Origin of the sequence: Streptomyces lucensis JCM 4490, from assembly GCF_014650035.1 — a bacterium.
GTDB classification, from domain to species: Bacteria; Actinomycetota; Actinomycetes; order Streptomycetales; family Streptomycetaceae; genus Streptomyces; species Streptomyces lucensis.
Genome location: NZ_BMUE01000004.1, coordinates 145917 through 171357 on the forward strand (window position 1 = coordinate 145917; position 25441 = coordinate 171357).

Here is a 25441-nt window from a genome sequence, read left to right on the forward strand (position 1 = left end):
CCCACCCTGCGGAACACGTGACAGCGAGGGTGAACAAGCGCTTAGATAGTGGCGGTCGATACGGCCCCGCTCCCCCGACCCCATCGGAGGCCCCGTTGTTCACGTCCGTCGACGACGTCTCCGCCCGCCTCGCCGAGACCGGCTACCTCGCCTCGCCCGCCGTCGCCACCACCGTCTTCCTCGCGGACCGCCTGGGCAAGCCGCTGCTGGTGGAGGGTCCCGCCGGAGTCGGCAAGACCGAGCTGGCCAAGGCCGTCGCCCAGGTAGCCGGGGCCCGGCTGGTCCGGCTGCAGTGCTACGAGGGCGTGGACGAGTCCCGCGCGCTGTACGAGTGGAACCACGCCAAGCAGCTGCTGCGCATCAGCGCGGGGCGCGACGAGAGCTGGGACGCGACGCGCACCGACATCTTCAGCGAGGAGTTCCTGCTCCCCCGCCCGCTGCTGACCGCCATCCGCGGCGACGAGCCGACCGTCCTGCTGATCGACGAGACCGACAAGGCCGACGTCGAGATGGAGGGGCTGCTGCTGGAGGTGCTCAGCGACTTCCAGATCACGGTGCCGGAGCTGGGCACGGTCACCGCGACGCGCCGCCCGTTCGTCGTCCTCACCTCCAACGCCGGCCGTGAGCTGTCCGAGGCCCTGCGCCGGCGCTGCCTGTTCCTGCACATCGGCTTCCCCGAGGAGGAGCTGGAGCGGCGGATCGTCCGGCTGAAGGTGCCGGGGCTCGGCGAGGCGCTCACCGAGTCGGTGGTGCGGGTGGTCGGGGCGCTGCGCGCCATGGACCTGCGCAAGGCGCCGTCCGTCGCCGAGACCGTCGACTGGGCGCGCACCCTGCTGGCCCTGGGCGCCGGCACGCTGGACGAGGCGGTCGTGCGGGAGAGCCTCGGGGTGATCCTCAAGCATCAGGACGACATCCAGAAGGCCGCGGCGAAGCTGGACCTGGACGCGCTGTGACCGGTGTCGCCGAGCGGATCACCGGCCTGGTCGGGGCGCTGCGCGCGCACGGGGTGCGGATCGGCACCGGGGAGAGCGTGGACGCGGCCCGCGCGGTGGAGGCGCTCGGCTTCGCGGACCGGGAACTGCTGCGTGAGGGCCTGGCCGCGACCTTGCTGCACGGCGCCGCCCAGCGGGCGGTGTTCGACCCGGTCTTCGACCTGTACTTCCCGCGCGGCGTCGGCGGCCCGGCGGAGGGCACCGCGGACCGTGAAGCGCTGCGTGACCGGCTCGCACGGGCGCTGGCTGCCGACGACCGTGCCCTGATGGCCCGGCTGGCGGCGGAGGCGGTCGACGGCCTGGGCGGCTACGGGAGTTCACCGGGCTCGGACGGCTGGTCGGCGTACCAGACCCTCGAACGGCTGCGCCCGCAGACGCTTCTCGCCCGGGTGCGGGCGGACGTGCGGGGCCGGGGTGGCGGCGGTGCGGCGTTCGCGGACCGGCTGCTGGACGACGAGATCCGGCGCCGGATCGAGGAGTTCCGGCGCCTGGTCGGGGCGGAGGCGCGGCGCCGGGTCGCCGAGCGGCGCGGACGCGACGAGATCGCACGGCGCGGTGTCCGGCCGACCGCCGACCGGGTCGACTTCCTGTCCGCCGACCGTGACCAGCTGGCCGAGCTGCGCAGGACCGTGTGGCCGCTGGCGCGCAAACTGGCCACCCGTCTCGCCGCGCGCCGCCGGCGGGCCGCGCGCGGCACGATCGACCTGCGCCGCACCCTGCGCTCCTCGCTGTCCACGGGCGGGGTGCCGATGCGGCCGGTGCTGCGCCGGCGCCGCCCGGTCCGCCCCGAACTGGTGCTGCTGTGCGACGTGTCCGGCTCGGTGTCCGGCTTCTCGGACTTCACGATGCTGCTGGTGCAGGCCCTGCACGACCAGTTCGGCAAGGTCCGCGTGTTCGCCTTCGTCAACCGGCTCGACGAGGTCACCGGCCTGATCGACCACGGCCGCGCCGACCCCGACGGGCTCGGCGCCCGCATCCGTGCCGAGGCCACGCTCACCGGGTGGCACGGCAGCAGCGACTACGGCATGGCGCTGGGCGAGTTCGCCGAGCGGTACGGCGACGCGGTGGGCCCGCGCACGACGGTGTTCGTCCTCGGCGACGCCCGTACGAACATGAACGACCCCAACCTGCCGGCCGTCCGCGACATCGCCCGGCGCGCCCGCCGCCTGTACTGGCTGAACCCCGAGCCGCGCGCCCGGTGGGGCACCGGCGACTCGGCGGCGCCCGCCTACGCCGAGCTGGCCGAGATGCACGAGTGCCGCACCGCCCGGCAGCTCGGCGCGCTGGTCTCCCGGCTGCTCCCGGTGTGACCCGGGGCGGCCGGCCGTGCCCGGCCGGCCGCCCGCGGCAGGGACCGTCCGACGGGCACTACTCCTTGGCGTACTCGTTCGCCATGGTCCCGGCGAAGTCGTAGACCACGACCTGCTCGTCACCCACCACCCAGGCGTCGTGGCCGGGCGGGCACACGAAGACGTCGCCGGGGCCGAGCTCGCTCTCGCCCCCGTCGTCCATCCGGATGCGCATCCGTCCCTGCGCCACGAATCCGTTGTGGTGGACCATGCAGCTGGCGGTGCCCGCGATCGGGGCCACGGACTGGGACCAGCGCCAGCCCGGTTCGAAGGTGCCCACGGCGAAGTCGAGTCCGGTCAGGTGGAGGGCTTCGAGGTGGCCGCGGGGGAAGTCGCGCCGTTCGTCCGGCTTCTCGACCGTCTTCACTTCCAGCATGACGGTGTCCTCCGCCCCGGCCGCTGACCGCGGCCGGGGCCGGCCCGCGCCCCCCGGCGGCCTCCGACGGCACCGGCGCTGCGGCGGCGGCCGTACCCCACGCATCCATCGTGGGTCCGGCCACCGGCGGCCGCCATCCGGCCCGGCGCCGGGTCACCAGGTGCGTGCCGCCCGCAGCAGCAGCGCGCGGACCCGGGCCACGTCGGGGTTGTCGCAGACGCCGGGGCGCTGGACGAGGAAGCCGGTGTTGATCGGGGGGTCCTCCGGTTCCAGCAGGGCCACCAGCGCGCCGGTCTCCAGCAGGTGCCGGCACAGATAGCGGGGCAGCACGCCGAAGCCGGCGCCCGCGGCCACCGCCGCGAGTACTCCGCGCAGGTCGGGCACGGTCACGGCGGCGGTGCGGGACAGGCGACGGCCGAAGACGTGGCGCCAGTAGCGGCGGGCGATCGGCAGGTCCTCCGCGTAGGTGATCAGCGGGACATCGTGCAGGGCGGCCGGCCACTCGGCGGCCGGCCGATCCGTCAGCCGTTCGGCCCAGGCCGGGGCGGCGACCAGGACGAACTCCTCGTCGGTGAGCGCGACGGCGCGCAGGGCGCGGCCCCGGGGACGGGTGGTGGCGATCACGAGGTCGTACCGCCCGGCTCGCAGCTCAGCCAGGAGCGGGTCGGTCAGCCCGGTCGACACGCGTAGCCGTACGCCCTCGGCGACCAGCGGGGCGAGCGCCGGCAGGACGGTGGTGCACAGCAGTTCGGCGGGGCCGGCCAGATGGACGGGCTCGGCCCGGGCGCCCGCCGGCGGGGTGGGCCCGGCGACGGCGGCCAGCTCGTCCAGGGGCGCGGCGATCCGGGCGGCGAGTTCGTCGGCCACCGGGGTCGGGGCGACCCCGCGCGGGAGCCGTTCGAACAGCTCCCGGCCGGTCTGCCGTTCCAGCGCGCGCATCTGCGTCGTCACCGTCGGCTGCGACAGGCCCAGCAGCCGGGCGGCGCCGGTGAAGGAGCCGGAGCGGTACACCGCGAGGAAGGTGCGCAGCAGGTTGAGGTCGAGGGATGCGGTCTCCACGGGTCCGAGTATCACCGGCCGTATTCCCGCAGAGCCATAGGGGATCCAATGCCAGGCATCGGGTACTTCATTGGATGCCTATGGGTCGGTTCGCCTACGTTCTGTTCCGCGAGACGCAAGCTTCCTGGATGGAGAGACCATGTCGAAGATCCTGTTCGTGATGACCGGCGCCGACCGGTGGACGCTCGCCGACGGCACCCCGCACCCCACCGGCTTCTGGGCCGAGGAGGCCGTGGTGCCCTACCGCGCCCTCAGGGCCGCCGGTCACGAGGTCGTCGTCGCCACGCCGGGCGGTGTCGTGCCGCCGGTCGACCGGGCGAGCCTGGCGGCCGAGGTCAACGGCGGTCAGGAGAGGGCCGACGAGATCGCGCGCGCGGTGGAGGAGATGTCCGAGCTGCGCACGCCGGTGAAGCTCTCCGAGGTGGACCTCGACGACTTCGCCGCCGTGTTCTATCCCGGCGGGCACGGCCCCATGGAGGACCTGGCCGTGAGCGCCGAGTCGGGCCGGCTGCTGGTGGCGGCGCTCGACGCGGGCAAGCCGCTGGCCGTGGTCTGCCACGGACCGGCCGCGCTGCTGGCCGCGGTCCGGGCCGACGGCTCCAACGCGTTCGCCGGGTACCGGGTCGCGGCCTTCACCAACGAGGAGGAGATCCAGGGCGGCCTCGCCGGACGGGCCGAGTGGCTGCTGCAGGACCGGCTGGCCCAGGCGGGCGTCGACGTGGTCGCGGCCGAGCCGTGGGGGCCGCACGTGGTGGTCGACCGCACCCTGATCACCGGCCAGAACCCGGCCTCCTCCGCCCCGGTCGCCGAGGAACTGCTGCGGCGGCTGGGCTGAGCGGCCGGGGCGCCCCGCGCCGCGTGGTGGCGAGGTGATACCCCTGCCGGCCGGCCCGGTCGCCGCCCGGCAGGGGCGGGGCGGGAGACCCGGGACCGGGCCGGCCGGTGAGGAGGCCGCCGAGGGCAGGGCCCGCGGAACCGGTCCGGCCGACGGAAACAGTAGCCATGTACATAGTAGCCATGTACTGTATTCGCCATGAGCAAGGGTTCCGAAGGAGCCACGCCCGGATTCCTGGTGTGGCGGCTGTCGATGAAGTGGCGGGTCGCAGTGGACCGGGCGGTGGCGCCGCTCGGGCTGACACACGCCCAGTACGTGGTCGTGGCGTCCCTGCACGGCCTGCACCGCACCGGACTGCACCCCAGTCAGCGCCGGCTGGCCGACCACACCGGGCTGGAGGCCCTGTACGTCTCGAAGCTCGCCCGCGGCCTGGAGTCGGCCGGGCTGCTCGAACGCACCAGGGACCCCGGTGACCCGCGCGCCGTGCAGCTCGCCCTCACCGAGGAGGGCCGCGAGGTCACCCGGAAGGCGATCGACGTCGTCCAGGGGCTGCTGCGGCAGCTGCTGGCGCCGCTCGGCGGTCCCGGCAGCCCGCGCGCCCAGGAGTTCGCCCGCGACCTGACCGCCCTGCTCGACGCACCGCTTGACCCGTTCGGCACCACCGATCACGAGACGGAGCAGTCATGACCACCACCGCCCCGCGCGCCGACAGCCGCACGATCGCCCTGGCCCACTACGCCGCGCGCGCCGTCCTGGAACACGTCCTCGCCCCGTACGGCGTCTCCTTCCTGCAGTCGGTAACCCTCCGGCTCGCGGTCGTCGCGGACGGCCCCGTCGAGCGGGCCGCCGTGATCGACGGTGTGACCGGCTCGGTCAAGGTGCCCGAAGGCGACGCGCGGCGCACGCTCGGGGAACTGACGACCGCCGGCCTGCTGGCCGCCGAGGGGCCGTCCCGGGTGCGCGTCACGGACGCCGGACGGGAGCTGTACGACACCTACTCGGCCGAGAGCGCCGCCGTCTCGGCGAGGATCTACGCCGGCATCACGGAGGAGGAACGCGCCGTGGCGGGCCGCGTGCTCACCCTGGTCACCGAGCGCGCCGACGCCGAGCTGGCCGCCCTGCGGCGGTAGCGGCGGCCGGGCGACGGAGCCCAGCAGTAGTGGAATATTGAACCAACGCGTTCCGTTGTGGCCCGCGAAGGAGGTCACCTGTGGAGACGCGAACGGAGACCACGTACTACGGCCACGGAACCCCGGCCGAACGGTGGGAGCGCGCACGGCTGTTCTTCGACGCGAAGGACTACGCGGCCGCGGCGCGGGTGCTGGCCGGGCTGGTCGAGGAGGTGCCGGAGCAGACGGGCCCCCGGCTGCTGCTGGCCCGCGCCTACTACCACTCGGCCCAACTGCGCCGCGCCGAGGCCGAGTTGCGGATCATCGTCGAGCGCGACCCGGTGGAGCACTACGCGCGGCTGATGCTCGGCCGGACGCTCCAGCGGCAGGCCCGGCACGAGGAGGCGGAGCGGCATCTGCGGGTCGCCTCGGCGCTCGCGGGCGAGTTCCCGGGACAGTGAGTTCCGTGGGCCCCCGGGCCCGGCCCCCGTCGCCTGGGGGGCCGGGCCCGGGGCATGTCCGGGCGCGCCCGTGCGTGCGCCCGCGCTGCGGCGCTACCGCACGCCGCTGACGCTCCCGTACGTGCGGCGACCGCGCCGGTGGGCGATCTCGCCCAGCGCGACGTCGACGGCGAGAAAGCCGGCCAGCGGGATGCCGAGCAGGGGCACGAACCAGCCGAGCACGGCGACGGCCGCCAGACCCGGCACGAGGATGTACGGCGGCACCTGCGCCCAGGCGCCCCGCGGCACGGGCCGGCCGAAGGCGGAGCCCCGGCCTCGCTGCCACCACATGCGGTAGCCCCACCCGATCAGCAGGATCAGGGCGAGCGCGAGCAGGGCCAGGGCGATCTGGTTGACGAGCCCGAACAGGACGCCGGTGTGCAGGTCGATGCCCCAGCGGGTGAGCTTGGCCAGGACCGGGTGGTCGGCGAACCGCAGCTCGTCGGTGACCCGGCCGGTGGCGGGGTCGACGGCGACGGCGTCCTGCTTCTCGGGCCAGCTGCGCTGGATCTGCTTGACGACGTACGCGCCCGTCGCGTCGGCGGGCGGGACGATCTCCACGGGATCGCTCAGGCCCTTCGCCCGGGCCGCCGCGAGCACCTTGTCGACGCCCACGCCGCGCTCGCCGCCGCCCGCGGGGCCCGCCCCGGCGCCGTGGCCCAAGTGCTCGCCCCCGGGCACGGACGCCGAGACGGACGGCGTGGCCTGGTGCAGCGAGGCGCGCAGGTCCGCGATGCCCGCGCCGGCGTACGTCGACCAGGTCAGACCGGTCGCGGACAGGAAGAGGAAGCCGGCGGCGGTCCAGACGCCGACGGTGCCGTGCAGGCCGAGGGTGCGGCGCCGCCCCGCGGTCCCGCGGACCTTGCGCAGGGCGCGCCGCCGGGAGAACCACAGCACCAGCCCGCCGGCCGTGATCACCCACAGCCAGCTGGCGGCCAGCTCGCTGTAGAGCCGGCCGGTCTCGCCCAGGTGCAGATCGCGGTGGAGTTCGCCGATCCAGGTGCGCAGGGGCAGCGCACCGGTCGAGCCGTACTGTTCGAGCGCGCCGCGGACCGCACCGGTGTACGGGTCGACGAACACGGCGAGGGTGTGCCCGGGGCCGACGCCCTCGACGCCGGAGAGCAGCACCCGGGTGGTGGCGCCGGCCTCGGGGGACGGGCGTACGGCCGCGACGGCGCCCCCGGGATGGGCCTTGCGGGCGGCGGCCACCTGGGCGGAGACGGGCAGTTCCCGCTCCCCCGCCGGAACGGTCAGCTCATGGCCGTACACGAGCTTCTCGGCCTGGAAGGAGCCCGCGTACAGCAGGCCGGTGACGGCGGTGAGCAGCAGGAAGGGGGCGACGAGGAGGCCGGCGTAGAAGTGCAGGCGCAGGACGAGGGGGCGCAGGGGCGCCCATCGGCCGCGGGCGGCGGGGCGGTCCGCCTCGGGCCTGGCGGCCGGGGGAGCGGTGGCCATCGGGCGGTTCTCCGGGGACTCGGTGCTGAAGGACTGGCGGTCCAGTAGTCGGAGGTCCAAGGGACTGAGTTCCCCGGGGTGTTGGTGACCTGTGCCACACGAAGCGGTGGGCGGGCATGGCATGCTGACGCGATGGCACCTCCCCGTGATCACGCACCGCTCGCCGAGCGGGTCGAGGAACTCCTCGCCGCCGGCGGTCCCCTGCCCCTCGTCGCGGCCGGACAGCCCGTGCTGCGGCGCGGCACCGAGCCCTACGAGGGTCAGCTCGGCCCCGCGCTGCTGGCCCGCTTCGTCGAGGCCCTGCGGGTCACCATGCACGCCGCTCCGGGAGTGGGCCTGGCCGCGCCGCAGGTCGGCGTGGAGCTGCGGATCGCCGTCGTCGAGGACCCGGCGCCGGTGACCGAGGAGATCGCCGTGGCCCGGGGCCGCGTCCCGCAGCCGTTCCGCGTGCTGGTCAACCCCGTGTACGAGCCGGTGGGCGCCGCGCGGGCCGCGTTCTTCGAGGGCTGCCTGAGCGTGCCGGGCTGGCAGGCGGTGGTGGCCCGGCACGCCGAGGTGCGGCTGCGCGGCGAGGACGAGCGGGGCCGCGCGCTGGACGAGGTGGTCACCGGCTGGCCGGCCCGCATCGTCCAGCACGAGACGGACCACCTCGACGGCACGCTGTATCTGGACCGGGCCGAGCTGCGCTCCCTGTCGACCAACGAGGCGGTGGCGGCGCTGTGGGCCCAGCCGGAGCCGCGGGCGGCGGCTGAGGCCCTGGGCTTTGAACTGCCCTGAAGCCGCGCTCAGTTGTCCCGGTAGGCCTCCAGTAGCCGCAGCCACACCTCGCTCAGGGTCGGGTACGAGGGAACCGCGTGCCACAGCCGGCCGACCGGGACGCGGCCCGCGACGGCGACGGTGGCCGAATGGATGAGTTCCCCGACGCCGGGGCCGACGAAGGTGACGCCGCGCAGGATCTCCTCCTCCAGATCGACGACCATGCGGGCGCGGCCCCTGTACCCCTCGCCGTACAGGCCCGCCCCGGCGACCGAGGAGAACTCCACGTCGACGGCGCGGACCCGGTGCCCGGCCTGTTCCGCCTCGGCGAGGGAGAGGCCGACCGCGGCGGCCTCCGGGTCGGTGAAGACGACCTGGGGTACGGCGTCGTGGTCGGCGGTGGCCGCGTGCGCGCCCCACGGCTCGTCCAGGAGCGGGCCGCCGGACGCGCGGGCGGCGATGGCGGCGCCGGCGATGCGGGCCTGGTACTTGCCCTGGTGGGTGAGGAGCGCGCGGTGGTTGACGTCGCCGACCGCGTACAGCCAGTCGGTGCCGGTGACGCGTAGGCTGTCGTCCACGTCCAGCCAGGAGCCGGGTTCCAGACCGACGGTCTCCAGGCCGAGGTCGTCGGTGTGCGGGACCCGGCCCGTGGCGAAGAGGATCTCGTCGGCCTCCACGCGGTCGCCGGAGCCGGTGACCACCACGACGGTGCCGTTCTCGCGGGCCACGGACTCCACGGAGGTGCCGGTGCGGATGTCCGCGCCCGCCTCGGTGAGGGCCTCGGCGACCAGTTCCCCGGCGAACGGCTCCATGCGGCTCAGCAGGCCCTTGCCGCGGACCAGCAGGGTGACCCGGGAGCCGAGGGCCTGCCAGGCCGTGGCCATCTCCGTGGCGACGACACCACCGCCCACGACGATCAGCCGGCCGGGGGCCGTCTTGGCGCTGGTCGCCTCGCGGCTGGTCCAGGGCTCGACCGCGGCCAGTCCGGGCAGGCCGGGCAGCTGGGCGCGGGTGCCGGTGCAGACGGCGACGGCGTGCCGTGCGGTGAGGGTGGTGAGCGTGCCGTCGGGGCCGGTCACGGTGACCGTACGGGGTCCGGCGAGGCGTCCGTGGCCCCGGTGGAGATCGGCGCCGGTGCCGTCCAGCCAGGCGACCTGGCCGTCGTCCTCCCAGTGCGAGGTGTACTCGTCCCGGCGGGCCAGGACCGCGGGTGCGTCGAGGGGGCCGTCGACCGCCCGGGCGAGGCCGGGCAGACGGCGGGCGTCGGCCTGCGCGATGACCGGCCTGAGCAGGGCCTTGCTGGGCATGCACGCCCAGTAGGAGCACTCGCCGCCGAGCAGTTCGCTCTCCACGACCGCGGTGGTCAGTCCGGCCGCACGGGCGCGGTCGGCGACGTTCTCCCCCACCGGGCCGCCCCCGATCACCACGACGTCGTACGCGATGGATTCCGTTTCCGTCATGGGCTCAGTCTGGTGGGTGGTGTGCGCCGTGGCCACACGGGTAGGTGCGCGGAACACGGGCCCGCGCGCGTGGAATAGGCGGCCCGGCGGTCGTGTTTGTGCCGTCGGCACACCCCACACCAGGAAGAGGGAATCACGCCATGAGCAGCACCGTGGAGCTGACCAAGGAGAACTTCGACCAGACGGTCACCGGGAACGACTTCGTTCTCATCGACTTCTGGGCGTCCTGGTGCGGGCCGTGCCGCCAGTTCGCGCCGGTGTACGAGAAGGCCGCCGAGGACAACCCGGACCTGGTCTTCGGCAAGGTGGACACCGAGGCCCAGCCTGAGCTCGCGGCGGCCTTCGGCATCCAGTCCATCCCCACGCTGATGATCGTCCGGGACCGGGTCGCCGTGTTCGCCCAGCCGGGCGCCCTGCCCGAGGCCGCCCTCGCGGACGTCATCGGCCAGGCCCGGAAGCTGGACATGGACGAGGTCCGCAAGAGCATCGCCGAGCAGGAGGGCGACGGCGCCCGGTAGGCGCGTCGGCGGGCGCGTCCGGTGCGCCGGCGCTCCGGACGGGCCCCGGGTCAGCTGGACTCGCGCGGGACCACCGAGGCGCCGAGCACCTTGCGCACCTCCGGCTCGCCGCCGGGGTCGCGCACCGCGCGGTCGACCAGTTCGGCGAGGTCGCGGCCGGAGGGCAGCTCGATGTGGACGGTGCTGAGCCGGGGTCTCAGCAGCCGGCCGAGCATCAGGTCGTCGGCGCCGACCAGGGCCACGTCCCGCGGGACGCGCGCCCCCTCGTCCTGCAGCGCGCGCATCAGGAGCATCGCGTACTCGTCGTTGTAGGCGAAGACCGCGTCGAGCCCGGACTCCCGCCAGCGGGCGGCGAGTCGGGCGGCGGCCTCCTCCGTGTACGCCAGCGGCAGCTCCGTCACGGTCGCGTCCGTGCCCCGCAGCGCCTGGCGTACGCCCGCGAGCCGGGGCCGCGAGTACGCCTCCAGGGCCGTCTCCTCGGGGAGGACCACACCGATCCGGCGCCGGCCCCGTTCGTACAGGTGGGCGCCCGCGCAGTGGCCCACGGCGGCGTGGTCCATCAGCAGGGCGTGCGCTCCCTCGACGCGTCCGGGGCCGAGGGTGACCACGGCCCGGGCCCCGGACCGCTTGAGGACCTGCACGCCCCCGGGCCCCATTTCCGCCCCCGGCACGAGGACGGCGACCGGCCGCAACTCGGCCCAGGCGCGGGCCGCTTCGTCCCCCCGCAGGCCCACGCTGCCGTACTGCACGACGGTGTAGTCGAGGCGGCCGAGCGCCCACTGGAGTTCGTTGATGAACCTGTTGTACAGCGGGCCCATCGGGATGGCCGGAGCGGGCATGAGGACCAGCCGGCTGTGCCCGGCCCGCAGGCTGCGGGCGCCGGCGTGGGGCACGTACCCCAGTTCCCGCGCGGCCTCGTGGACCCGGCGGCGGGTCGGCTCGCTGATCCGCACGGCGCTGGTGTTGTTGAGGACGTAGGACACGGTCGCGCGCGAGACCCCGGCCAGGCGGGCCACGTCGGCACTGGTGGGCGTGTTCGGTATCTGCACCATGACAGACCGCATCCTGGCAGAAGGGCGGAGGGCGGGAGCAGGCGGGGGAACGTGGTTCATCATTGGACGAAAGACCGCTTTTCCCGCCCCTTTCCCGCCCGCAGGCGCGCCTCCCGGCCCTTTCCCGCCCGCGAGCGCGTGTACCGGGCCTTCACGCCCGCGTGCGTGTCACCCTCGCCTCACGCCTGCGTGCGCGTCACCCGGGCGACCAGGTCGAGCCAGCCCGCCTCCAGCCGCTCCATGGGCATACCCCGCTGCCGGGTCAGGTGGTGGATCAGGGCCGGGTCGAGCGAGGCCAGCAGCGTCTGGGCCAGCAGTTCGCAGTCGCCGTCCGGCACGATCTGCCGCAGCAGCATCGTGACGTGCGTGCGCAGCGCCCCGTGGGCGGGGTGGGAGAACCGGCGGTTCGGCTCCGGCTGGGCGGCCAGCTGGAGGTCCAGCTGCTCCGCCGAGCGGTACAGCACGGCCACGCCGAACGCGCGCAGCCGCATGAGGGGCGGCGCCCCGGGCCCCAGGGGCGGGGGCCCGCTCATGAAGTCGGCCTGCAGCCGCCTGCCCGAGTGGTCGAGCAGGGCCGTCAGCAGTCCGGTGCGGTCGCCGAAGCGGCGGAAGACCGTGCCCTTGCCCACCTGGGCCGCCGCGGCCACCGCCTCCATCGTGACCCCGGCCACCCCGTGCTCCGCGATGAGCCGGGCGGCGGCCTCCAGCAGCCGGGCCCGGTTGCGGGCGGCGTCGGCGCGCAGGCACGGCTCGGTCTCGCCGCCGGCCGTTCCGACCTCGAGCAGCTGGGGCGCGTCGAGTGGCTCCGGGGGCTCCGGGAAGGGCGGCAGGACGCTGGACATGAAGACAGCGTAAAGCATGGGGAACAAAACTGGACCGCGGTCCGCTTAGGGTGATAGAAACCTAAACGGACCTCGGTCCGGATCGTTCACAGCGGTGTTTCAGCCAGCCCCCTTGGAGTTCCCCATGTCTGTCCGCATCCTCGCCCTCGTCGGCAGCCTTCGCGCCGGATCGCACAACCGCCAGCTCGCCGAGGCTGCCGTGAAGCTCGCGCCCGAGGGGGCCGAGGTCGTGCTGTACGAGGGCCTGGCCGACGTCCCCTTCTACAACGAGGACATCGACGTCGAGGGCGGCGTCCCGGCCGCCGCCGCCGCGCTGCGCGAGGCCGCCCGCGGCGCCGACGCCTTCCTCTTCTTCTCCCCGGAGTACAACGGCACCATCCCGGCCGTGCTGAAGAACGCCATCGACTGGCTGTCGCGCCCGTACGGCGCCGGCGCCTTCGGCGGCAAGCCCGTCGCCGTGGTCGGCACCGCCTTCGGCCAGTACGGCGGCGTGTGGGCGCAGGACGACACCCGCAAGGCCGTGGGCATCGCCGGCGGCAAGGTGATCGAGGACATCAAGCTGTCCATTCCCGGCTCCGTGACCCGTTTCGCCGAGACCCACCCGGTCGACGACGCGGAGGTCGCCGCCCAGCTGACCGAGGTCGTGGCGCGCCTGCACGGCAACGTGGGCGAGGCCGCTGCCGCCTGAGCCGTACGGTCTCCCGACGGGACCCGGAGCCGGGAACGGCTCCGGGTCCAGTCCGCGTCCGCCCCTGGGCGGGGCCGTTCCGGGCGCCGGCGCGGCACAACCGCCCGCCACGGGGTATGCGACTGGTGGCCGCACCCCGCGGCCCGGTGACGCGCGACGGACCGCGGGCCACCGGACGCGTCGCACGAGGAGAAGCCCATGCCCCCGGTCCCGCCGCCGTTCGACCCCGAACTGGCCGCAGCGCTGAAGCTGTTCGACGACGGCGCACCCGGATTCACGCTGGACGACCTCGACGCCGCCCGGCGGGCCACCGGCGACGGGCTGGACGAACTGCTGGACCTCACCCTGGACGGCGCCTTCGAGGTCGAGGACCGCACGGCGCCCGGCCCCGAGGGCGCCCCCGACCTCTCCCTGCTCGTGTGCCGCCCCGTGTCCGGTACGTCCGCCGCTCGGCAGCCCGTGATCTACCACGTGCACGGCGGCGGCATGATGGCCGGCTGCAACCGGGCCGGTGTGATCGAACCCCTGACCTGGGCACGGGAGCTGGGCGCGGTCGTGGTGTCGGTGGAGTACCGGCTGGCCCCCGAACACCCCCACCCGGCGCCGATCGAGGACGTGTACGCCGGTTTCGTGTGGACCGCCGGGCACGCGCGGGAGATCGGCGGGGACCCCGGCCGGATCGTCGTCGCGGGCGCCAGCTCGGGCGGGGGCCTCACCGCCGCGCTCGCCCTGCTCACCCGGGACCGGCGTGGCCCGCGCCCGCTCGGCCAGCTGCTGATGTACCCGATGCTGGACGACCGCAACGACACCGTCTCCGGCCGTCAGATGGCCGGTCGCGGCGCCTGGGACCGCAGCGCCAACGAGACCGGCTGGACCGCGCTGCTGGGCGGACGCCGCGGCGGCCCGGACGTGTCGCCGTACGCCGCGCCCGCCCGCGCCACGGACCTGTCCGGCCTCCCGCCCGCCTTCCTCGACGTGGGCTCCGCGGAGACCTTCCGGGACGAGGTGGTCGCCTACGCCTCCCGGATCTGGCAGGCGGGCGGCGCGGCCGAGCTGCACGTCTGGCCGGGCGGCTTCCACGGCTTCGACGCCCTCGTACCCGACGCGGCCCTGTCCCGGTCGGCCCGGGCGGCCCGGCTGGTGTGGCTGCGGCGGCTGCTGACGGGGTGACACGCGGCCGAAGACACCCGCGCGCAAACCGTAGGCCGGCCGGCGACATGACGTTACCGTTCAGTAGACAGCGTGCCCGGAGCCTTTCGGAGGTGCTCGCCCATGACGCCCGACCGTGCCGCAGGCCTCGCGGAGACCCGGCGTGCCCTCGCCGCGGGGGAGGTGACCTCCCGCGCGCTGGTGGAGCGGGCCCTCGCGCGCATCGAGGCCACGCAGCCGACGCTGAACGCGTTCCGGGTCGTGCGCGCCGGGGCCGCGCTCGCCGAGGCGGACGCCGCCGACCGCGAGCTGGCCGCCGGTGTGCGGCGGCCCTTGCTGGGGGTACCGGTGGCGGTCAAGGACGACATGGACGTGGCGGGCGAGCCGACCGCGTTCGGCTGCCCGGGCGACTTCCCGCGGGCGGCCGCCGACGGGGAGGCGGTACGGCGGCTGCGGGCGGCCGGCGCGGTGATCGTCGGCAAGACGAACACCTGCGAGCTGGGCCAGTGGCCGTTCACCGAGGGCCCGGCGTTCGGCGACACCCGCAACCCGTGGCACACCGGGCACACGCCCGGCGGTTCCTCGGGCGGTTCGGCCGCCGCGGTGGCCGCGGGGCTGGTCCCGGCCGCGCTCGGCTCCGACGGCGCCGGCTCGGTGCGCATCCCGGCCGCCTGGACCCACCTCGTCGGCGTCAAACCGCAGCGCGGCCGCATCTCGACCTGGCCCTGGGGCGAGTCCTTCCACGGCATCACGGTCAACGGCACCCTCGCCCGTACGGTCGCCGACGCCGCCCTGCTGCTGGACGCGGCGAGCGGCAACCACGCCCGGGACCCGCACCGGCCGCCCGCCCTGACGGTGGCGGACGCGGTGGGCCGCGACCCGGGCCGGCTGCGCGTCGCGCTGTCCCTCAAGCCCCCGTTCACCGCCGTACCCGCCCGTCTGGACCCGGCGATCCGGGCACGGGTCGTGGAACTGGCGGACCGGCTCGCCGCGTTGGGGCACGAGGTCGAGGAGGCCGACCCGCCGTACGGGCGGATCGGGCTCACCTTCGTACCCCGCGCCACCGCCGGGATCGCCGAGCGGGCCCGCGAGGCACCCGACCCCGCGCTGCTCGACCCGCGCACCCGGGCCGCGTCCCGGCTGGGCCGGATGCTCGGCGGTGCGCCGCTGCGGGCGGCCCGGCGCGCCGAGGCGGTGCTGCACCGGCGGATCGGCGAGTTCTTCCGCTCGTACGACGTGGTCCTCGCCCCCACCACGGCCGCTCCCCCGCCCCGCATCGGCGACCTGTACCGGCTGAAGGGGTTCGCCACCGACCGCGCGATCATCGCAGCCTGCCCCTACGCCTGGCCCTGGAACGTGCTGGGCTGGCCGGGCGTCAACGTGCCCGCCGGATTCGTCGAAGGCGGCCTGCCGGTCGGCGCCCAGCTGCTCGGGCCGGCCAACAGCGAGCCGCTGCTCGTGTCCGTCGCCGCGCAGCTGGAGGCGGAGCTGCGCTGGCACGAGGTGTGGCCGCCGCAGCAGAGGGAAGCCGAAACTCCGGCCGTGTGAGCGCGCCGCACCCGTACGCTGTGGGCATGGGCGACGCGGCGATGGTCGGGCTGATGGGGCGGGTGACGGGAACGGTCGGCCCCGGGCTGGTCGGCGAGGTGATCGTGCGGGTGCGCGGTGGCGCCGAGCACTTCCTCGCGCACCCGGCCGACGGCACGTCCCGGATCGCACCGGGCACGGTGGTGATGGTGGTGGAGCACCTGCCGCCGAGGACGGTCTACGTCACGGCCGCGTACGACCACTGAGAGGGCGCCGGACGCCCGCTCGCACGGTCTCGGGTGAGCGCGCTCCGCCCCAGGTGGGGGTGGTGTGCGTCAAGATTGCAACAAGGATTCGCCGGTGTCTTCTCGGCGCGTCCCGGCAGGCGCACACTCCCTACGTTCGGTGCCGAACGGGCACCAGGCAGAGGGGGCGTATGCCGATGGTTGTCGGCGTCGTTGCGGGGGCGGTCGTCGTTGCCGTCCTCGTGTTGATCGGCCTGTTCAAGCTGATGTGGCGGGTCGCCGAGCCGAACGAGGCTCTCATCATCTCGGGGTCCAAGCACCGCACCGAGGGCCTCGAGGAGGGCATGGGGTTCCGGATCGTCACCGGGCGCGGCACGCTGGTGCTGCCCGGTGTGCAGGCGGTGCGCAAGCTGTCGCTCGACCTGAACGAGACCGAGCTGCAGGTGGACTGCGTGACCCACCAGGGCATTCCGCTCAAGGTGCGGGGCGTGGTCATCTTCAAGGTGGGCGACGACTTCGTGTCGATCGCGAACGCGGCCCGCCGTTTCCTGGACCAGCAGAGGCTGATGTCGGAGCGGGTGCACAACGTCTTCGCCGGTCATCTGCGGTCGATCGTGGGCGGGTTGACGGTCGAGGACATGATCCGCGACCGGGAGAAGCTCACCGGGCAGACCCGGGCGGCCTGCGGCACGGAGATGGAGAAGCTCGGCCTGATCGTCGACTCGCTGCAGATCCATGAGATCGAGGACCCGACCGGGTACATCCAGAACCTGGCCATGCCGCACGCGGCGGCCGTGCAGCGGGACGCGCGCATCGCGCAGGCCGAGGCGAACCGGCTCGCCACCGAGGCCGAGCAGCAGTCCTACGCCCGGATGGCGGAGGCCACCCGGGACAGCGAGATCCTGCAGGCCGGCTACCAGGCCGAGCGCGACAAGGCGGCTGCCGCGTCCCAGCAGGCCGGACCGCTCGCCGCGGCCGCGGCCCGGCAGGAGGTCGTCGTCCAGGAGACGCGGGTGGCCGAGCTGGAGGCGCACCGGCGCGAGCAGCAGCTGCAGGCGGACGTCCGCAAGCCGGCGGACGCGAAGGCGTACGAGAAGCGGACCCTGGCCGAGGCCGAGCGCGACGCGCGCATCTCGGCGGCCCAGGCCAAGGCGAAGGAGACGGAGCTGGCGGCCGCCGCCGAGGCGACCCGGGTCAAGGCCGCGGCGACCGCCGAGGCGGAGGCGACCAGGACCCGGGGCGCGGCGTCCGCCGACGCCACCCGGGCCACCGGTCAGGCCGAGGCGGCGGCCGCGCAGGCGAAGGGCCTGGCGGAGGCCGAGGCGACCAAGGCACAGGGTCTGGCGGAGGCGGAGGCCATCAAGGCCCGTGCCGCCGCCCTCGCCGAGAACCAGGAGGCGGTCGTCGCCCAGCAACTCGCCGAGAAGTGGCCGGAGATCGTCCAGGCGGGCGCGTCCGCCTTCGGCAACGTGGACAACATGGTGCTGCTCAACGGCGCCGACGGCATGGGCGAGCTGTTCGCCAAGGCGCTCACCATGGGCGGCACGGGTCTGGGTCTCGCCCGCCGGCTGCTGTCCTCGATGGACGGCAAGGAGGCGGCGGCTGAAGGGAGTTCACCCTCGCTCAACGGAGCGGTGACACCTCCGTCGCAGCGGGTTCCGGTGGAACGGGAGAACTGAGCGGGGACGTACCCGCACGCCCGGGGCTTCCGGCCGTGCGGGTACGCCGCCGCTGCCGGCCGCCGGCCCCGTCAGACCGTGAGCAGGGCGACGCCCAGGCCGACCAGGACGACGGCCTTGAGGAACTCCAGTGCCACGTACCACAGATGACCGCGGGAGCGGGGCAGGTCCTCGCCCGCCAGGACCCGGTCGGAGCGGCGGCCCAGGCGGGGGCGGACGACGGCCAGCTGGACGAGGAGCACCACCGCCACGGCCGCGGTGAGCACGGTGACGCCCGGCGTGCCGCCGCCCAGGGCGACGGCGGCGATCACGACGACCGCCAGGGCCGACTCGACGGCGTTCAGCGCGCGGAACACGATGCGGCCGATGCCCAGGCCGATGGGGACCGTCACGCCCGGGGCACGGAACTTCAGCGGAGCCTCCAGGAAGGAGATGGCCAGCACCATCCCGAGCCAGACGAAGGTGACCGCGCTCGCGGTGGCGGCGGACGTGGCGTTCATCGCGGATGGTCCTCTTTCTCTCGGTGCGCGGCCGTCCCGGCGAGGTGGGCCACACAGGAATCCGGTTCGGCGAACGGCTCCAGGCCCGTGGCCGTCAGCGGCGCGTCCAGCCGCTCCAGGGCGCCCCGCATCAGGCCGAGGTGGAGTGGGCACACCAGCCGGCCGTGTTCCTCGGCGAGTTCCAGGAACGGGCAGTGCCGCAGCCGGATCCGCTCCGGTGCCCGGCCCGCGCCGTCCCCGCCCTCGGCCCGGGGGGCGAAGCCCAGGCCGTCCAGCAGGGCGACGAGTGCGGCCACCGAACGCCCGGCCGACGGCTGTCCCGACGGGGCCGGCGGAGCGGCGAGGAGGCGGCCCCACTCGCGGCCGGTCTCCATCGCCTCCTCCCGCGCCCGGGCCGGGTCGGCGGACGCCCACCGGCCGAGCAGGACGCGAGCGAGGGACAGGTAGTCGCGTACGCCGCCGCGGTCCATGGCGCGGCGCGGCGTGTAGACGGCACGGGGCCGGCCGGGCCCCGGGGACGCCTCGGCCCGCCGCTCGGCCAGCCCCTCGGACACCAGGGCGTCCAGGTGGAGGCGGGCGGTGTTGGGATGCAGGCGCATCCGTTCGGCCGCCTCCGCGACGCCGAGCGGCACGCGCGCGGAGCGCAGTACGTCCAGCAGTTCCCGGCGGCGTGGGCTCTCCTGCGTCGGCACCTTCCTCACACCCCTTCCCACCTGCGGTTATTTTTCACGGATCCTACATGTGTAAATTATGGCCGGGCAGGGGCGCCTGCCCCGTGGGAAGCACCGGATCCGAGGGGAACGACCAGATGACATCGCCGCCGCCGGACGACAGCGGACCCGCCGGTGACCCCGGGGCGGCCCCCCGCGTGCTGTGCGACACCCGGGCCCTTGCGGCGGCGCCGCCCGTGGCGGCCGGGGTGCTGTGGAAGCTGACCGAGAGCGGACGCCAGCTGGACGCGAACGTGGTCCGGCTCGCCGCGGGCGGGCGCGTGGAGACCCACACCGAACCGAGTCTGGACGTCCTGGTGCTGGTCGTCTCCGGGGACGGTGCCGTCGGCAGCCCCGGGGGCGAGCCGCAGCCCGTCACCGAGGGCACCCTGCTCTGGCTGCCGCACGGCTCCACGCGCAGCATCACCGCCGGCGACACCGGCCTCGCCTACCTGACGGTCCACCGCCGCAGGCCCGGGATGCGGATCGGCCCGCCCCCCGGCGGCCCCCGCGCGTGACGTCCCGCAACCGGGCGCCCGTCGCGCCCGGGACGCGGGCTAGGGTGTGCCCCCGTGAGCACGCTGACAGACGAGAACGTCCCCGGCCGCAACGGCCCCCACGCCACCGCCGAGGCCGACCCGCGCGAGGTCGGGCGGGTGCGCACCGAGTACTCCCCGGCCCATGACGGCGACCCGGATCCCGGGGAGATCGTGTGGACCTGGGTGCCCTTCGAGGAGAACGACGGCCGGGGCAAGGACCGTCCGGTCCTGGTCGTGGCCCGGGAGGCGGCGGGCACGTTCCTCGCCGTGCAGCTCTCCAGCAAGCGGCACGACGGGGACCGCGAGTGGGTGGCGATCGGCAGCGGGCCGTGGGACCGCTCCGGGCGCGACTCGTGGGTGGACGTGGACCGGGTGCTGCGGCTGCACGAGGACGGCATGCGCCGCGAGGCGTGCGCGCTGGACCGGATGCGTTTCGACCTGGTCCGCCGGCGCCTCCACGAGCGCTACGGCTGGACCTGAGGCACGGTCCCGTCCGCCCGGCGACCGGACACACCCTGGTCGAAGGCCCGTTCGAACGCAGCCCGGACCACGGTTCCCGCCGTCCGGTCCAGCACCCCGAACACCACGTGCTCGAAGGAGTGCGCGAACCGGCCCCCCGGGCCCAGCGGTCCCCGGAAGGCGTTCGCGACCTGCGCCGGGTCGTTCTGGAAGACCCCGCAGCCCCAGGCGCCGAGCACCAGATTCCGGTAGCCCTGCGCCGCGGCCGTCTCCAGGACCCGCTCGGCGCGCCGGGCCAGCACGCCCGGCAGTTCCGCGGCACGCTGCGGGACCGTACGCCGTACGACGCCCGCGTTGGGCGCGGCGGACGTCAGGAAGCCCGCGAGGTACGGCCGCGCGAGCAGGTCGCCCCGGTCGTCGCGGAAGACGGGCACGGCCGGTGAGTGGATCACCCGGTCCGTGTAGAACGGGTCGCGCTCGGCGCGGTGGTGGTCGTAGAAGGCACGGGCCGTCAGCAGGCAGGTGTGCAGGGCGGAGGCGCGGCACAGGGCCTCCTCCTGGGCCTGCGCGCCGTTGAGGTAGCCGCCGCCCGGATTGCGGGCCGAGGCGAAGTTCAGCACGGCGACCTCGGCCGGCCCGGCCAGTCTGCGGGCCGCTTCCAGGCTGCTTTCGCCGGTGACCTCGACGACCGGGGCGAGGACCGTGCCGCGCCCGGCAGCCGGCGGCCCGACCGGCACCGGCGCCGGCCCGAACATCCGCGTGCCGGCCCGCGCCGCCTCGACGGCGGCGGCCACGGACACCTCCCGGCCGTCCGGCGCGCGGTACCGGCCCGCCGCCACGATGCTCTCCGTCTCCGCGGCCGCCGCGCGCAGGCGCGCGCTCACGGCGCCACCCCCGTGGACGCCGTCGTCGCGGCCTGCGCGGTCTCCCCCGTCGTGCTCACACAGGCATCCTGGGTGATCCTGGTATGCGGTGCAACGGAGTTTTCCCGTCCGGACAACGGCCGGGGAACCCCACGGAAACGGAGATGACCGATCCGGAACGTCCGACGGCGCACTCTTGTGCGAACCGGCGCGAGGGTCTTGGGTGGGACGGGTGTCCGTCCGGCCCTGGACGAACCGGGCCGGTGGCATGGTGGAATCTCAGGAGGATCCCGACATGTCCGAATCGAAGAGCGACGGTGGTGACTGTACCGAGCACCACGTCGCCGTCACCGAACCCGAGGTGGAGGCCCTGGTCAGGGGCATCTGCTTCAAGACCGGGCCGCCCCGCGCCGTCGGCGTGGAGCTGGAGTGGCTGGTCCACGAGCCGCGGCGGCCGCGGCTCCCCGTGACACCCGAACGGCTGGAATCGGTCTACGCCGCGTTGCGGGCCGTTTCCCTCGGGTCGGCGCTCACCGTCGAACCCGGCGGTCAGCTGGAGCTGAGTTCGCCGCCCGCCGCCTCCCTGATGGAGTGCGTCGGCACCGTCTCCGCCGACCTGGCGACCGTCCGTGCCGTCCTCGCCGAGGACGGGCTCGGCCTCCTCGGCATCGGTCACGACCCCTGGCGCGCGCCGCGCAGGTTCCTGCGCCAACCGCGTTACGACGCCATGGAGACCTGCCTGGACCGCACCGGCCCGGCCGGCCGCCACATGATGTGCACCTCGGCCTCGGTCCAGGTCTGCGTGGACGCCGGCCACGAGGAGCCGGGCCCGCTCGGACACCAGCGGCGCTGGTGGCTGGTCCACCATCTGGGCGCCGTCCTGACGGCCGCGTTCGCCAACTCCCCGCTGATCGGCGGCCGGCCCACGGGCTGGATGTCCACCCGGCAGCTGCTGTGGATGGAGATCGGCTCCGGCCGGGCGGGCGCTCCCCCGCTGGACGGCGACCCACGGGCCGCCTGGGCCCGGCACGTACTGGACTCACCGGTGATGTGCGTCCGCCGGGACAGCGGACCGTGGGAGGTGCCCGACGGGCTCACCTTCCGGGAGTGGACCCGCTCCCGGTCGCCCAGGCCGCCGACCCGGGCGGACCTCGACTACCACCTGACCACCCTGTTCCCGCCGATCCGGCCGCGCGGCCACCTGGAGCTGCGGATGATCGACGCGCAGCCCGGCGACGACGGCTGGATCGTGCCGCTCGCGGTGACGGCGGCCCTGTTCGACGACCCGGTGGCCGCCGAGGCCGCGCACCGGATCGTGCGGCCGCTGGCCGAGCGGGCACGGAACCTGCCCGCGCCGCACAACCCGCTGTGGACCGACGCGGCCCGTCGCGGGCTCGCCGACCCGGAGCTGCGCGAAGCGGCCGCCGCCTGTTTCGCGGCGGCGCTGGAGGCCCTGCCCCGGCTCGGCGCCACCACCGAGGTCACGGACGCCGTGGCGGAGTACCGGCGGCGCTATGTCGACCGGGGCCGCTGTCCGGCCGACGACCTGCTGGACCGGCTGCACGACACCGAGCCGCCACGGCTGCGGCCCGGCCCCACCGGGGGCACCCCCACCGCCCGCGGGAGGAAGGACGTCCGCACATGACCGCCCCCGAGACCGGCACGAGGACCGGCCGGACCGGCACCACCGCCGGCGAGACCCGCACGGCCGGCGAGACCGGCGCCGCGAGCGGCGGGCCGGACAGCGCGGCCCTGCGCGAGCGCGCGCTGGCCTCGCTCACCACCGCCCGCGACCGGACCACGCTGCTGACCACCTGCATCGACGAACCGGACCTCACCGCCCAGCACTCCCCGCTGATGTCCCCGCTGGTCTGGGACCTCGCGCACATCGGCAACCAGGAAGAGCTGTGGCTGCTGCGCGCGGTCGGCGGCCGGGAGGCGATGCGGCCCGAGATCGACACCCTCTACGACGCCTTCGAGCACTCTCGTGCCGAGCGGCCCTCACTGCCGTTGCTGCCGCCCGCCGAGGCACGGCGGTACGCGGCCGAGGTGCGGGGCCGGGCGCTGGACCTGCTGGAGGCCGCGGACTTCGAGGGCACCCGGCTGACCGAGGCCGGGTTCGCCTTCGGGATGGTCGCCCAGCACGAACAGCAGCACGACGAGACGATGCTGATCACCCACCAGCTGCGCAAGGGCCCCCGGGTCCTGACCGCCCCGGACCCGGAACCGGCCCCCCTGTTCACCGGACCGGCCGAAGTCCTCGTTCCCGGGGGCCCGTTCACGATGGGCACCTCAACCGAGCCATGGGCCCTGGACAACGAGCGCCCGGCACACGTGCGCGAGGTGGAGCCGTTCTGGATCGACACCACCCCGGTGACGAACGCGGCGTACCAGGCGTTCATCGAGGACGGCGGCTACGACACCGAACGCTGGTGGGCGCCGGCGGGCTGGGCGCACGTCAGGCAGCACTCCCTGACCGCGCCGCTGTTCTGGCGCCGTGACGGCGACCAGTGGCTCAGGCGCCGGTTCGGCGTCACGGAGGCCGTCCCGCCCGACGAGCCGGTGCTGCACGTGTGCTGGTACGAGGCGGACGCGTACGCCCGCTGGGCCGGGCGCCGGCTGCCCACCGAGGCCGAGTGGGAGAAGGCCGCCCGCTTCGACCCGGTCACCGGCCGCTCCACCCGCTATCCGTGGGGCGACGCCGACCCGGAGCCCGAGCACGCCAACCTGGGGCAACGGCATCTGCGGCCCGCGCCCGCCGGGAGCTACCCCGGGGGTCAGTCCCCGCTGGGCGTGCGGCAGCTGATCGGTGACGTCTGGGAGTGGACGGCGAGCGACTTCCTGCCGTACCCGGGGTTCCGGGTGTTCCCGTACAAGGAGTACTCGGAGGTGTTCTTCGGCCCCGAGTACAAGGTCCTGCGCGGCGGCTCGTTCGCCGTCGACCCGGTGGCCTGCCGGGGCACGTTCCGCAACTGGGACTACCCGATCCGGCGGCAGATCTTCTCCGGGTTCCGTACCGCCCGTTCGGAGGCCGTCTGATGTGCCGCCACCTGGCCTACCTGGGGCCCGAGGTGCCGCTCGGGCGGCTGCTCGTGGAGCCCCCGCACAGTCTCCTGCGCCAGTCGTGGGCGCCCCGGCGGCAGCGCTACGGCACGGTCAACGCCGACGGTTTCGGCGTGGGCTGGTACGCCTCCCCGGATCCGCTTCCGGCCCGCTACCGGCGGGCCGGGCCGATCTGGGCCGACCTGTCCTTCGCCGACCTGGTCCGGGTGGTGCGCTCCGGCGCCGTGCTCGCCGCCGTGCGGGACGCGACGCTCGCGGGCGCGGACGCCGAGGCCGCGGCGGCGCCGTTCGCCTCCGGGCGGTGGCTGTTCAGCCACAACGGCGCGATCGCGGGCTGGCCCGACGCGGCGGCGCCCCTGGTGTCCGCGCTGCCCCCGGTCGAGCTGCTGTCCCTGCAGGCCCGCACCGACTCGGCGTTCGTCTGGGCCCTGGTCCTGCACCGCCTGCGGGCCGGCGAAGACCCCGCGGAAGCCCTTGGTGAAACGGTTCGCCAATTCGCCGGTGCCGCTCCCGCCTCCCGACTCAACCTCCTGCTGACGGACGGGGAGACGATCACCGCCACCGCCTGGGGCGACACCCTGTGGTACCGCGCGGAGCCCGGCCGCGGCACGGTCGTCGCCTCCGAGCCGTACGACGACGACCCGCTCTGGCAAGAGGTACCCGACCGCACCGTGCTCACCGCGAGCCGCGCCGGCGTGCTGCTCGCCCCGCTGGAGGATCCGGCGGCCGCAATCCCGAAGGAGCCCTGCCGTTGAGCCCCCTGCACGTCACCCGCACCCTGCCCGAGGACGCGACGGAGGCCGCGCTGCGCGCCGACGTCCGCCACGGGCTCACCGTCTCACCCAAGTGGCTGCCGCCGAAGTGGTTCTACGACGCCCGCGGCAGTGAGCTGTTCGAGCGGATCACGGAACTGCCCGAGTACTACCCCACGCGCGCCGAGCGGGAGATCCTCGTCGCCCGGTCGGGCGAGATCGCCGCCGCGAGCGGGGCCCGCACGCTGATCGAACTGGGCTCGGGGTCCTCGGAGAAGACCCGCTATCTGATCGACGCGCTCGCCCCGTCGGCGTACGTCCCGGTGGACGTCAGCGAGAGCGCCCTCACCCAGGCCGGGCAGGCGCTCATCGAGGAACGCCCGGACCTCGAAGTCCACGCGCTGATCGCCGACTTCACCGCCCCGCTGGCCGTGCCCGCCACCCCCGGCCCCCGGCTGGTGGCCTTCCTCGGCGGCACGATCGGCAACCTGCTGCCCGCCGAACGCGCCGGCTTCCTCACCTCGGTGCGCACCCTGCTCGCCCCGGGCGACGGGCTGCTGCTCGGCACGGACCTGGTCAAGGACGAGGAGGTGCTGGTCCGGGCGTACGACGACGCCGCCGGGGTGACGGCCGCGTTCAACAAGAACGTGCTGGCCGTCGTCGACCGGGAGCTGGGCGCCGACTTCGACCCCGACGCCTTCGACCACGTGGCGCTGTGGGACCCCGAGCGGGAGTGGATCGAGATGCGGCTGCGCTCCCGTACCGCGCAGACCGTGAAGGTGCCCGCGCTGGACCTCGCGGTGGACTTCGCGGCGGGCGAGGAGCTGCGCACGGAGGTGTCGGCGAAGTTCCGCAAGGAGAAGGTGGCGGCGGAACTGTCCGCCGCGGGCCTCGAACTGACCCGCTGGTGGACCGACGCCGAGGACCGCTACGCGCTGTCGCTGAGCGTGGTGCGGTGAACCGG

Annotated in this window: 28 protein-coding genes; 19 read left to right on the plus strand and 9 right to left on the minus strand. The window is 74.8% G+C overall.

Annotated features, from left to right (window positions below; genetic code table 11):
• The first annotated feature begins 95 nt into the window (after positions 1–95).
• Both IE177_RS11870 and IE177_RS11875 read left to right on the plus strand, forming a co-directional pair.
• Entirely contained in the window at positions 96–953 is an 858-nt protein-coding gene (locus IE177_RS11870) for an AAA family ATPase (protein WP_190015228.1), read from the plus strand.
• On the plus strand, positions 950–2302 hold the full coding sequence (locus IE177_RS11875; protein ID WP_190015229.1) for a VWA domain-containing protein: 1353 nt from the start codon (positions 950–952) through the stop codon (positions 2300–2302). The genes IE177_RS11870 and IE177_RS11875 overlap by 4 nt, the downstream gene beginning before the upstream one ends.
• Positions 2303–2360: 58 nt before the next feature.
• Here the strand turns inward: IE177_RS11875 and IE177_RS11880 are convergent, their stop codons facing one another.
• Together IE177_RS11880 and IE177_RS11885 are read right to left on the minus strand one after the other, a co-directional pair.
• On the minus strand, positions 2361–2717 hold the full coding sequence (locus IE177_RS11880) for a cupin domain-containing protein (RefSeq protein WP_190015230.1): 357 nt from the start codon (positions 2715–2717) through the stop codon (positions 2361–2363).
• A 153-nt stretch (positions 2718–2870) separates the two neighbouring features.
• Entirely contained in the window at positions 2871–3776 is a 906-nt protein-coding gene (locus tag IE177_RS11885; protein WP_229816014.1) for a LysR family transcriptional regulator, read from the minus strand.
• Between the two features lie 139 nt (positions 3777–3915).
• Here IE177_RS11885 and IE177_RS11890 point away from each other — a divergent pair, with 139 nt between their 5' ends.
• From IE177_RS11890 to IE177_RS11905, 4 genes are all read left to right on the plus strand, one after another.
• The gene (locus IE177_RS11890) at positions 3916–4611 is read left to right on the plus strand and encodes a type 1 glutamine amidotransferase domain-containing protein (RefSeq protein ID WP_190015232.1); all 696 of its coding nucleotides are present in this window, start codon (positions 3916–3918) and stop codon (positions 4609–4611) included.
• 198 nt (positions 4612–4809) lie between these two features.
• Positions 4810–5298, plus strand: a complete 489-nt coding sequence (locus IE177_RS11895; protein ID WP_190015233.1) for a MarR family winged helix-turn-helix transcriptional regulator — start codon at positions 4810–4812, stop codon at positions 5296–5298.
• Positions 5295–5741, plus strand: coding sequence for a winged helix DNA-binding protein (locus tag IE177_RS11900; RefSeq protein WP_190015234.1), 447 nt, complete (start codon positions 5295–5297; stop codon positions 5739–5741). The genes IE177_RS11895 and IE177_RS11900 overlap by 4 nt, the downstream gene beginning before the upstream one ends.
• A gap of 80 nt (positions 5742–5821) precedes the next feature.
• Positions 5822–6181: a tetratricopeptide repeat protein gene (locus tag IE177_RS11905; RefSeq protein ID WP_190015235.1), complete on the plus strand. Its 360-nt coding sequence runs from the start codon at positions 5822–5824 to the stop codon at positions 6179–6181.
• Between the two features lie 93 nt (positions 6182–6274).
• Here the strand turns inward: IE177_RS11905 and IE177_RS11910 are convergent, their stop codons facing one another.
• Positions 6275–7675, minus strand: coding sequence for a PepSY-associated TM helix domain-containing protein (locus tag IE177_RS11910; RefSeq protein WP_190015465.1), 1401 nt, complete (start codon positions 7673–7675; stop codon positions 6275–6277).
• Between the two features lie 132 nt (positions 7676–7807).
• Between IE177_RS11910 and IE177_RS11915 the strand changes: the two genes are divergently transcribed.
• Positions 7808–8452 (plus strand): peptide deformylase, encoded by a 645-nt coding sequence (locus IE177_RS11915; protein WP_190015236.1) that lies wholly within the window; start codon positions 7808–7810, stop codon positions 8450–8452.
• Between the two features lie 8 nt (positions 8453–8460).
• On the opposite strand, the gene IE177_RS11920 is transcribed toward IE177_RS11915, so the two are convergent.
• Positions 8461–9891: a dihydrolipoyl dehydrogenase family protein gene (locus tag IE177_RS11920; protein ID WP_190015237.1), complete on the minus strand. Its 1431-nt coding sequence runs from the start codon at positions 9889–9891 to the stop codon at positions 8461–8463.
• A gap of 140 nt (positions 9892–10031) precedes the next feature.
• On the opposite strand from IE177_RS11920, the gene trxA reads away from it, so the two are divergent.
• Complete coding sequence (trxA, locus tag IE177_RS11925; protein WP_190015238.1) at positions 10032–10409, plus strand: thioredoxin; 378 nt, start codon at positions 10032–10034, stop codon at positions 10407–10409.
• 50 nt (positions 10410–10459) lie between these two features.
• Here trxA and IE177_RS11930 read toward each other — a convergent pair whose 3' ends face one another.
• Positions 10460–11473 carry a LacI family DNA-binding transcriptional regulator gene (locus IE177_RS11930; protein ID WP_190015239.1) on the minus strand — a complete coding sequence of 338 codons (1014 nt, stop codon included), beginning with the start codon at positions 11471–11473 and terminating at the stop codon, positions 10460–10462.
• 167 nt (positions 11474–11640) lie between these two features.
• Positions 11641–12321 (minus strand): TetR/AcrR family transcriptional regulator, encoded by a 681-nt coding sequence (locus IE177_RS11935; RefSeq protein ID WP_190015240.1) that lies wholly within the window; start codon positions 12319–12321, stop codon positions 11641–11643.
• Positions 12322–12427: 106 nt separating this feature from the next.
• On the opposite strand from IE177_RS11935, the gene IE177_RS11940 reads away from it, so the two are divergent.
• From IE177_RS11940 to IE177_RS11960, 5 genes are all read left to right on the plus strand, one after another.
• Positions 12428–12991 carry an NAD(P)H-dependent oxidoreductase gene (locus tag IE177_RS11940; protein WP_190015241.1) on the plus strand — a complete coding sequence of 188 codons (564 nt, stop codon included), beginning with the start codon at positions 12428–12430 and terminating at the stop codon, positions 12989–12991.
• Between the two features lie 198 nt (positions 12992–13189).
• Positions 13190–14161 (plus strand): alpha/beta hydrolase, encoded by a 972-nt coding sequence (locus IE177_RS11945; protein WP_190015242.1) that lies wholly within the window; start codon positions 13190–13192, stop codon positions 14159–14161.
• A 102-nt stretch (positions 14162–14263) separates the two neighbouring features.
• Complete coding sequence (locus tag IE177_RS11950; RefSeq protein ID WP_190015243.1) at positions 14264–15688, plus strand: amidase; 1425 nt, start codon at positions 14264–14266, stop codon at positions 15686–15688.
• Between the two features lie 26 nt (positions 15689–15714).
• Positions 15715–15933, plus strand: a complete 219-nt coding sequence (locus IE177_RS11955; protein WP_190015244.1) for an NfeD C-terminal domain-containing protein — start codon at positions 15715–15717, stop codon at positions 15931–15933.
• Positions 15934–16103: 170 nt separating this feature from the next.
• Positions 16104–17591 (plus strand): SPFH domain-containing protein, encoded by a 1488-nt coding sequence (locus IE177_RS11960; RefSeq protein WP_190015245.1) that lies wholly within the window; start codon positions 16104–16106, stop codon positions 17589–17591.
• 71 nt (positions 17592–17662) lie between these two features.
• On the opposite strand, the gene IE177_RS11965 is transcribed toward IE177_RS11960, so the two are convergent.
• Positions 17663–18091, minus strand: coding sequence for a hypothetical protein (locus IE177_RS11965; RefSeq protein ID WP_190015246.1), 429 nt, complete (start codon positions 18089–18091; stop codon positions 17663–17665).
• Positions 18088–18783, minus strand: coding sequence for a helix-turn-helix transcriptional regulator (locus IE177_RS11970; RefSeq protein ID WP_190015247.1), 696 nt, complete (start codon positions 18781–18783; stop codon positions 18088–18090). The genes IE177_RS11965 and IE177_RS11970 overlap by 4 nt, the downstream gene beginning before the upstream one ends.
• 116 nt (positions 18784–18899) lie before the next feature.
• Between IE177_RS11970 and IE177_RS11975 the strand changes: the two genes are divergently transcribed.
• On the plus strand, positions 18900–19319 hold the full coding sequence (locus IE177_RS11975) for a cupin domain-containing protein (RefSeq protein WP_190015248.1): 420 nt from the start codon (positions 18900–18902) through the stop codon (positions 19317–19319).
• A gap of 54 nt (positions 19320–19373) precedes the next feature.
• A complete protein-coding gene (locus IE177_RS11980; protein WP_190015249.1) occupies positions 19374–19820 on the plus strand; it encodes a type II toxin-antitoxin system PemK/MazF family toxin in 447 nt (148 codons plus the stop codon).
• Here IE177_RS11980 and IE177_RS11985 read toward each other — a convergent pair.
• A complete protein-coding gene (locus tag IE177_RS11985) occupies positions 19805–20683 on the minus strand; it encodes a TIGR02452 family protein (RefSeq protein ID WP_190015250.1) in 879 nt (292 codons plus the stop codon). The genes IE177_RS11980 and IE177_RS11985 overlap by 16 nt on opposite strands.
• Positions 20684–20957: 274 nt before the next feature.
• Between IE177_RS11985 and egtA the strand changes: the two genes are divergently transcribed.
• From egtA to egtD, 4 genes are read left to right on the plus strand one after another with little or no spacing between them, the layout of a single operon-like run.
• Positions 20958–22307 (plus strand): ergothioneine biosynthesis glutamate--cysteine ligase EgtA, encoded by a 1350-nt coding sequence (gene egtA, locus IE177_RS11990; protein WP_190015251.1) that lies wholly within the window; start codon positions 20958–20960, stop codon positions 22305–22307.
• Positions 22304–23701 carry an ergothioneine biosynthesis protein EgtB gene (gene egtB / locus IE177_RS11995; protein ID WP_229816015.1) on the plus strand — a complete coding sequence of 466 codons (1398 nt, stop codon included), beginning with the start codon at positions 22304–22306 and terminating at the stop codon, positions 23699–23701. Before egtA ends, egtB begins: the two co-directional genes overlap by 4 nt.
• Positions 23701–24480, plus strand: coding sequence for an ergothioneine biosynthesis protein EgtC (gene egtC / locus IE177_RS12000; protein WP_190015252.1), 780 nt, complete (start codon positions 23701–23703; stop codon positions 24478–24480). The genes egtB and egtC overlap by 1 nt, the downstream gene beginning before the upstream one ends.
• Positions 24477–25436, plus strand: a complete 960-nt coding sequence (egtD, locus tag IE177_RS12005) for an L-histidine N(alpha)-methyltransferase (protein WP_190015253.1) — start codon at positions 24477–24479, stop codon at positions 25434–25436. Before egtC ends, egtD begins: the two co-directional genes overlap by 4 nt.
• Positions 25437–25441 lie beyond the last annotated feature (5 nt).

Bases quoted from the DNA above. Each gene is read 5' to 3' on its own strand.
- IE177_RS11880 (WP_190015230.1), bottom strand. From the start codon at position 2,717: ATGCTGGAAGTGAAGACGGTCGAGAAGCCGGACGAACGGCGCGACTTC.
- IE177_RS11890 (WP_190015232.1), top strand. From the start codon at position 3,916: ATGTCGAAGATCCTGTTCGTGATGACCGGCGCCGACCGGTGGACGCTC.
- IE177_RS11895 (WP_190015233.1), top strand. From the start codon at position 4,810: ATGAGCAAGGGTTCCGAAGGAGCCACGCCCGGATTCCTGGTGTGGCGG.
- IE177_RS11900 (WP_190015234.1), top strand. From the start codon at position 5,295: ATGACCACCACCGCCCCGCGCGCCGACAGCCGCACGATCGCCCTGGCC.
- IE177_RS11910 (WP_190015465.1), bottom strand. From the start codon at position 7,675: ATGGCCACCGCTCCCCCGGCCGCCAGGCCCGAGGCGGACCGCCCCGCC.
- IE177_RS11915 (WP_190015236.1), top strand. From the start codon at position 7,808: ATGGCACCTCCCCGTGATCACGCACCGCTCGCCGAGCGGGTCGAGGAA.
- IE177_RS11920 (WP_190015237.1), bottom strand. From the start codon at position 9,891: ATGACGGAAACGGAATCCATCGCGTACGACGTCGTGGTGATCGGGGGC.
- trxA (WP_190015238.1), top strand. From the start codon at position 10,032: ATGAGCAGCACCGTGGAGCTGACCAAGGAGAACTTCGACCAGACGGTC.
- IE177_RS11930 (WP_190015239.1), bottom strand. From the start codon at position 11,473: ATGCGGTCTGTCATGGTGCAGATACCGAACACGCCCACCAGTGCCGAC.
- IE177_RS11935 (WP_190015240.1), bottom strand. From the start codon at position 12,321: ATGCTTTACGCTGTCTTCATGTCCAGCGTCCTGCCGCCCTTCCCGGAG.
- IE177_RS11940 (WP_190015241.1), top strand. From the start codon at position 12,428: ATGTCTGTCCGCATCCTCGCCCTCGTCGGCAGCCTTCGCGCCGGATCG.
- IE177_RS11945 (WP_190015242.1), top strand. From the start codon at position 13,190: ATGCCCCCGGTCCCGCCGCCGTTCGACCCCGAACTGGCCGCAGCGCTG.
- IE177_RS11950 (WP_190015243.1), top strand. From the start codon at position 14,264: ATGACGCCCGACCGTGCCGCAGGCCTCGCGGAGACCCGGCGTGCCCTC.
- IE177_RS11955 (WP_190015244.1), top strand. From the start codon at position 15,715: ATGGGCGACGCGGCGATGGTCGGGCTGATGGGGCGGGTGACGGGAACG.
- IE177_RS11960 (WP_190015245.1), top strand. From the start codon at position 16,104: ATGCCGATGGTTGTCGGCGTCGTTGCGGGGGCGGTCGTCGTTGCCGTC.
- IE177_RS11965 (WP_190015246.1), bottom strand. From the start codon at position 18,091: ATGAACGCCACGTCCGCCGCCACCGCGAGCGCGGTCACCTTCGTCTGG.
- IE177_RS11975 (WP_190015248.1), top strand. From the start codon at position 18,900: ATGACATCGCCGCCGCCGGACGACAGCGGACCCGCCGGTGACCCCGGG.
- egtA (WP_190015251.1), top strand. From the start codon at position 20,958: ATGTCCGAATCGAAGAGCGACGGTGGTGACTGTACCGAGCACCACGTC.
- egtB (WP_229816015.1), top strand. From the start codon at position 22,304: ATGACCGCCCCCGAGACCGGCACGAGGACCGGCCGGACCGGCACCACC.
- egtC (WP_190015252.1), top strand. From the start codon at position 23,701: ATGTGCCGCCACCTGGCCTACCTGGGGCCCGAGGTGCCGCTCGGGCGG.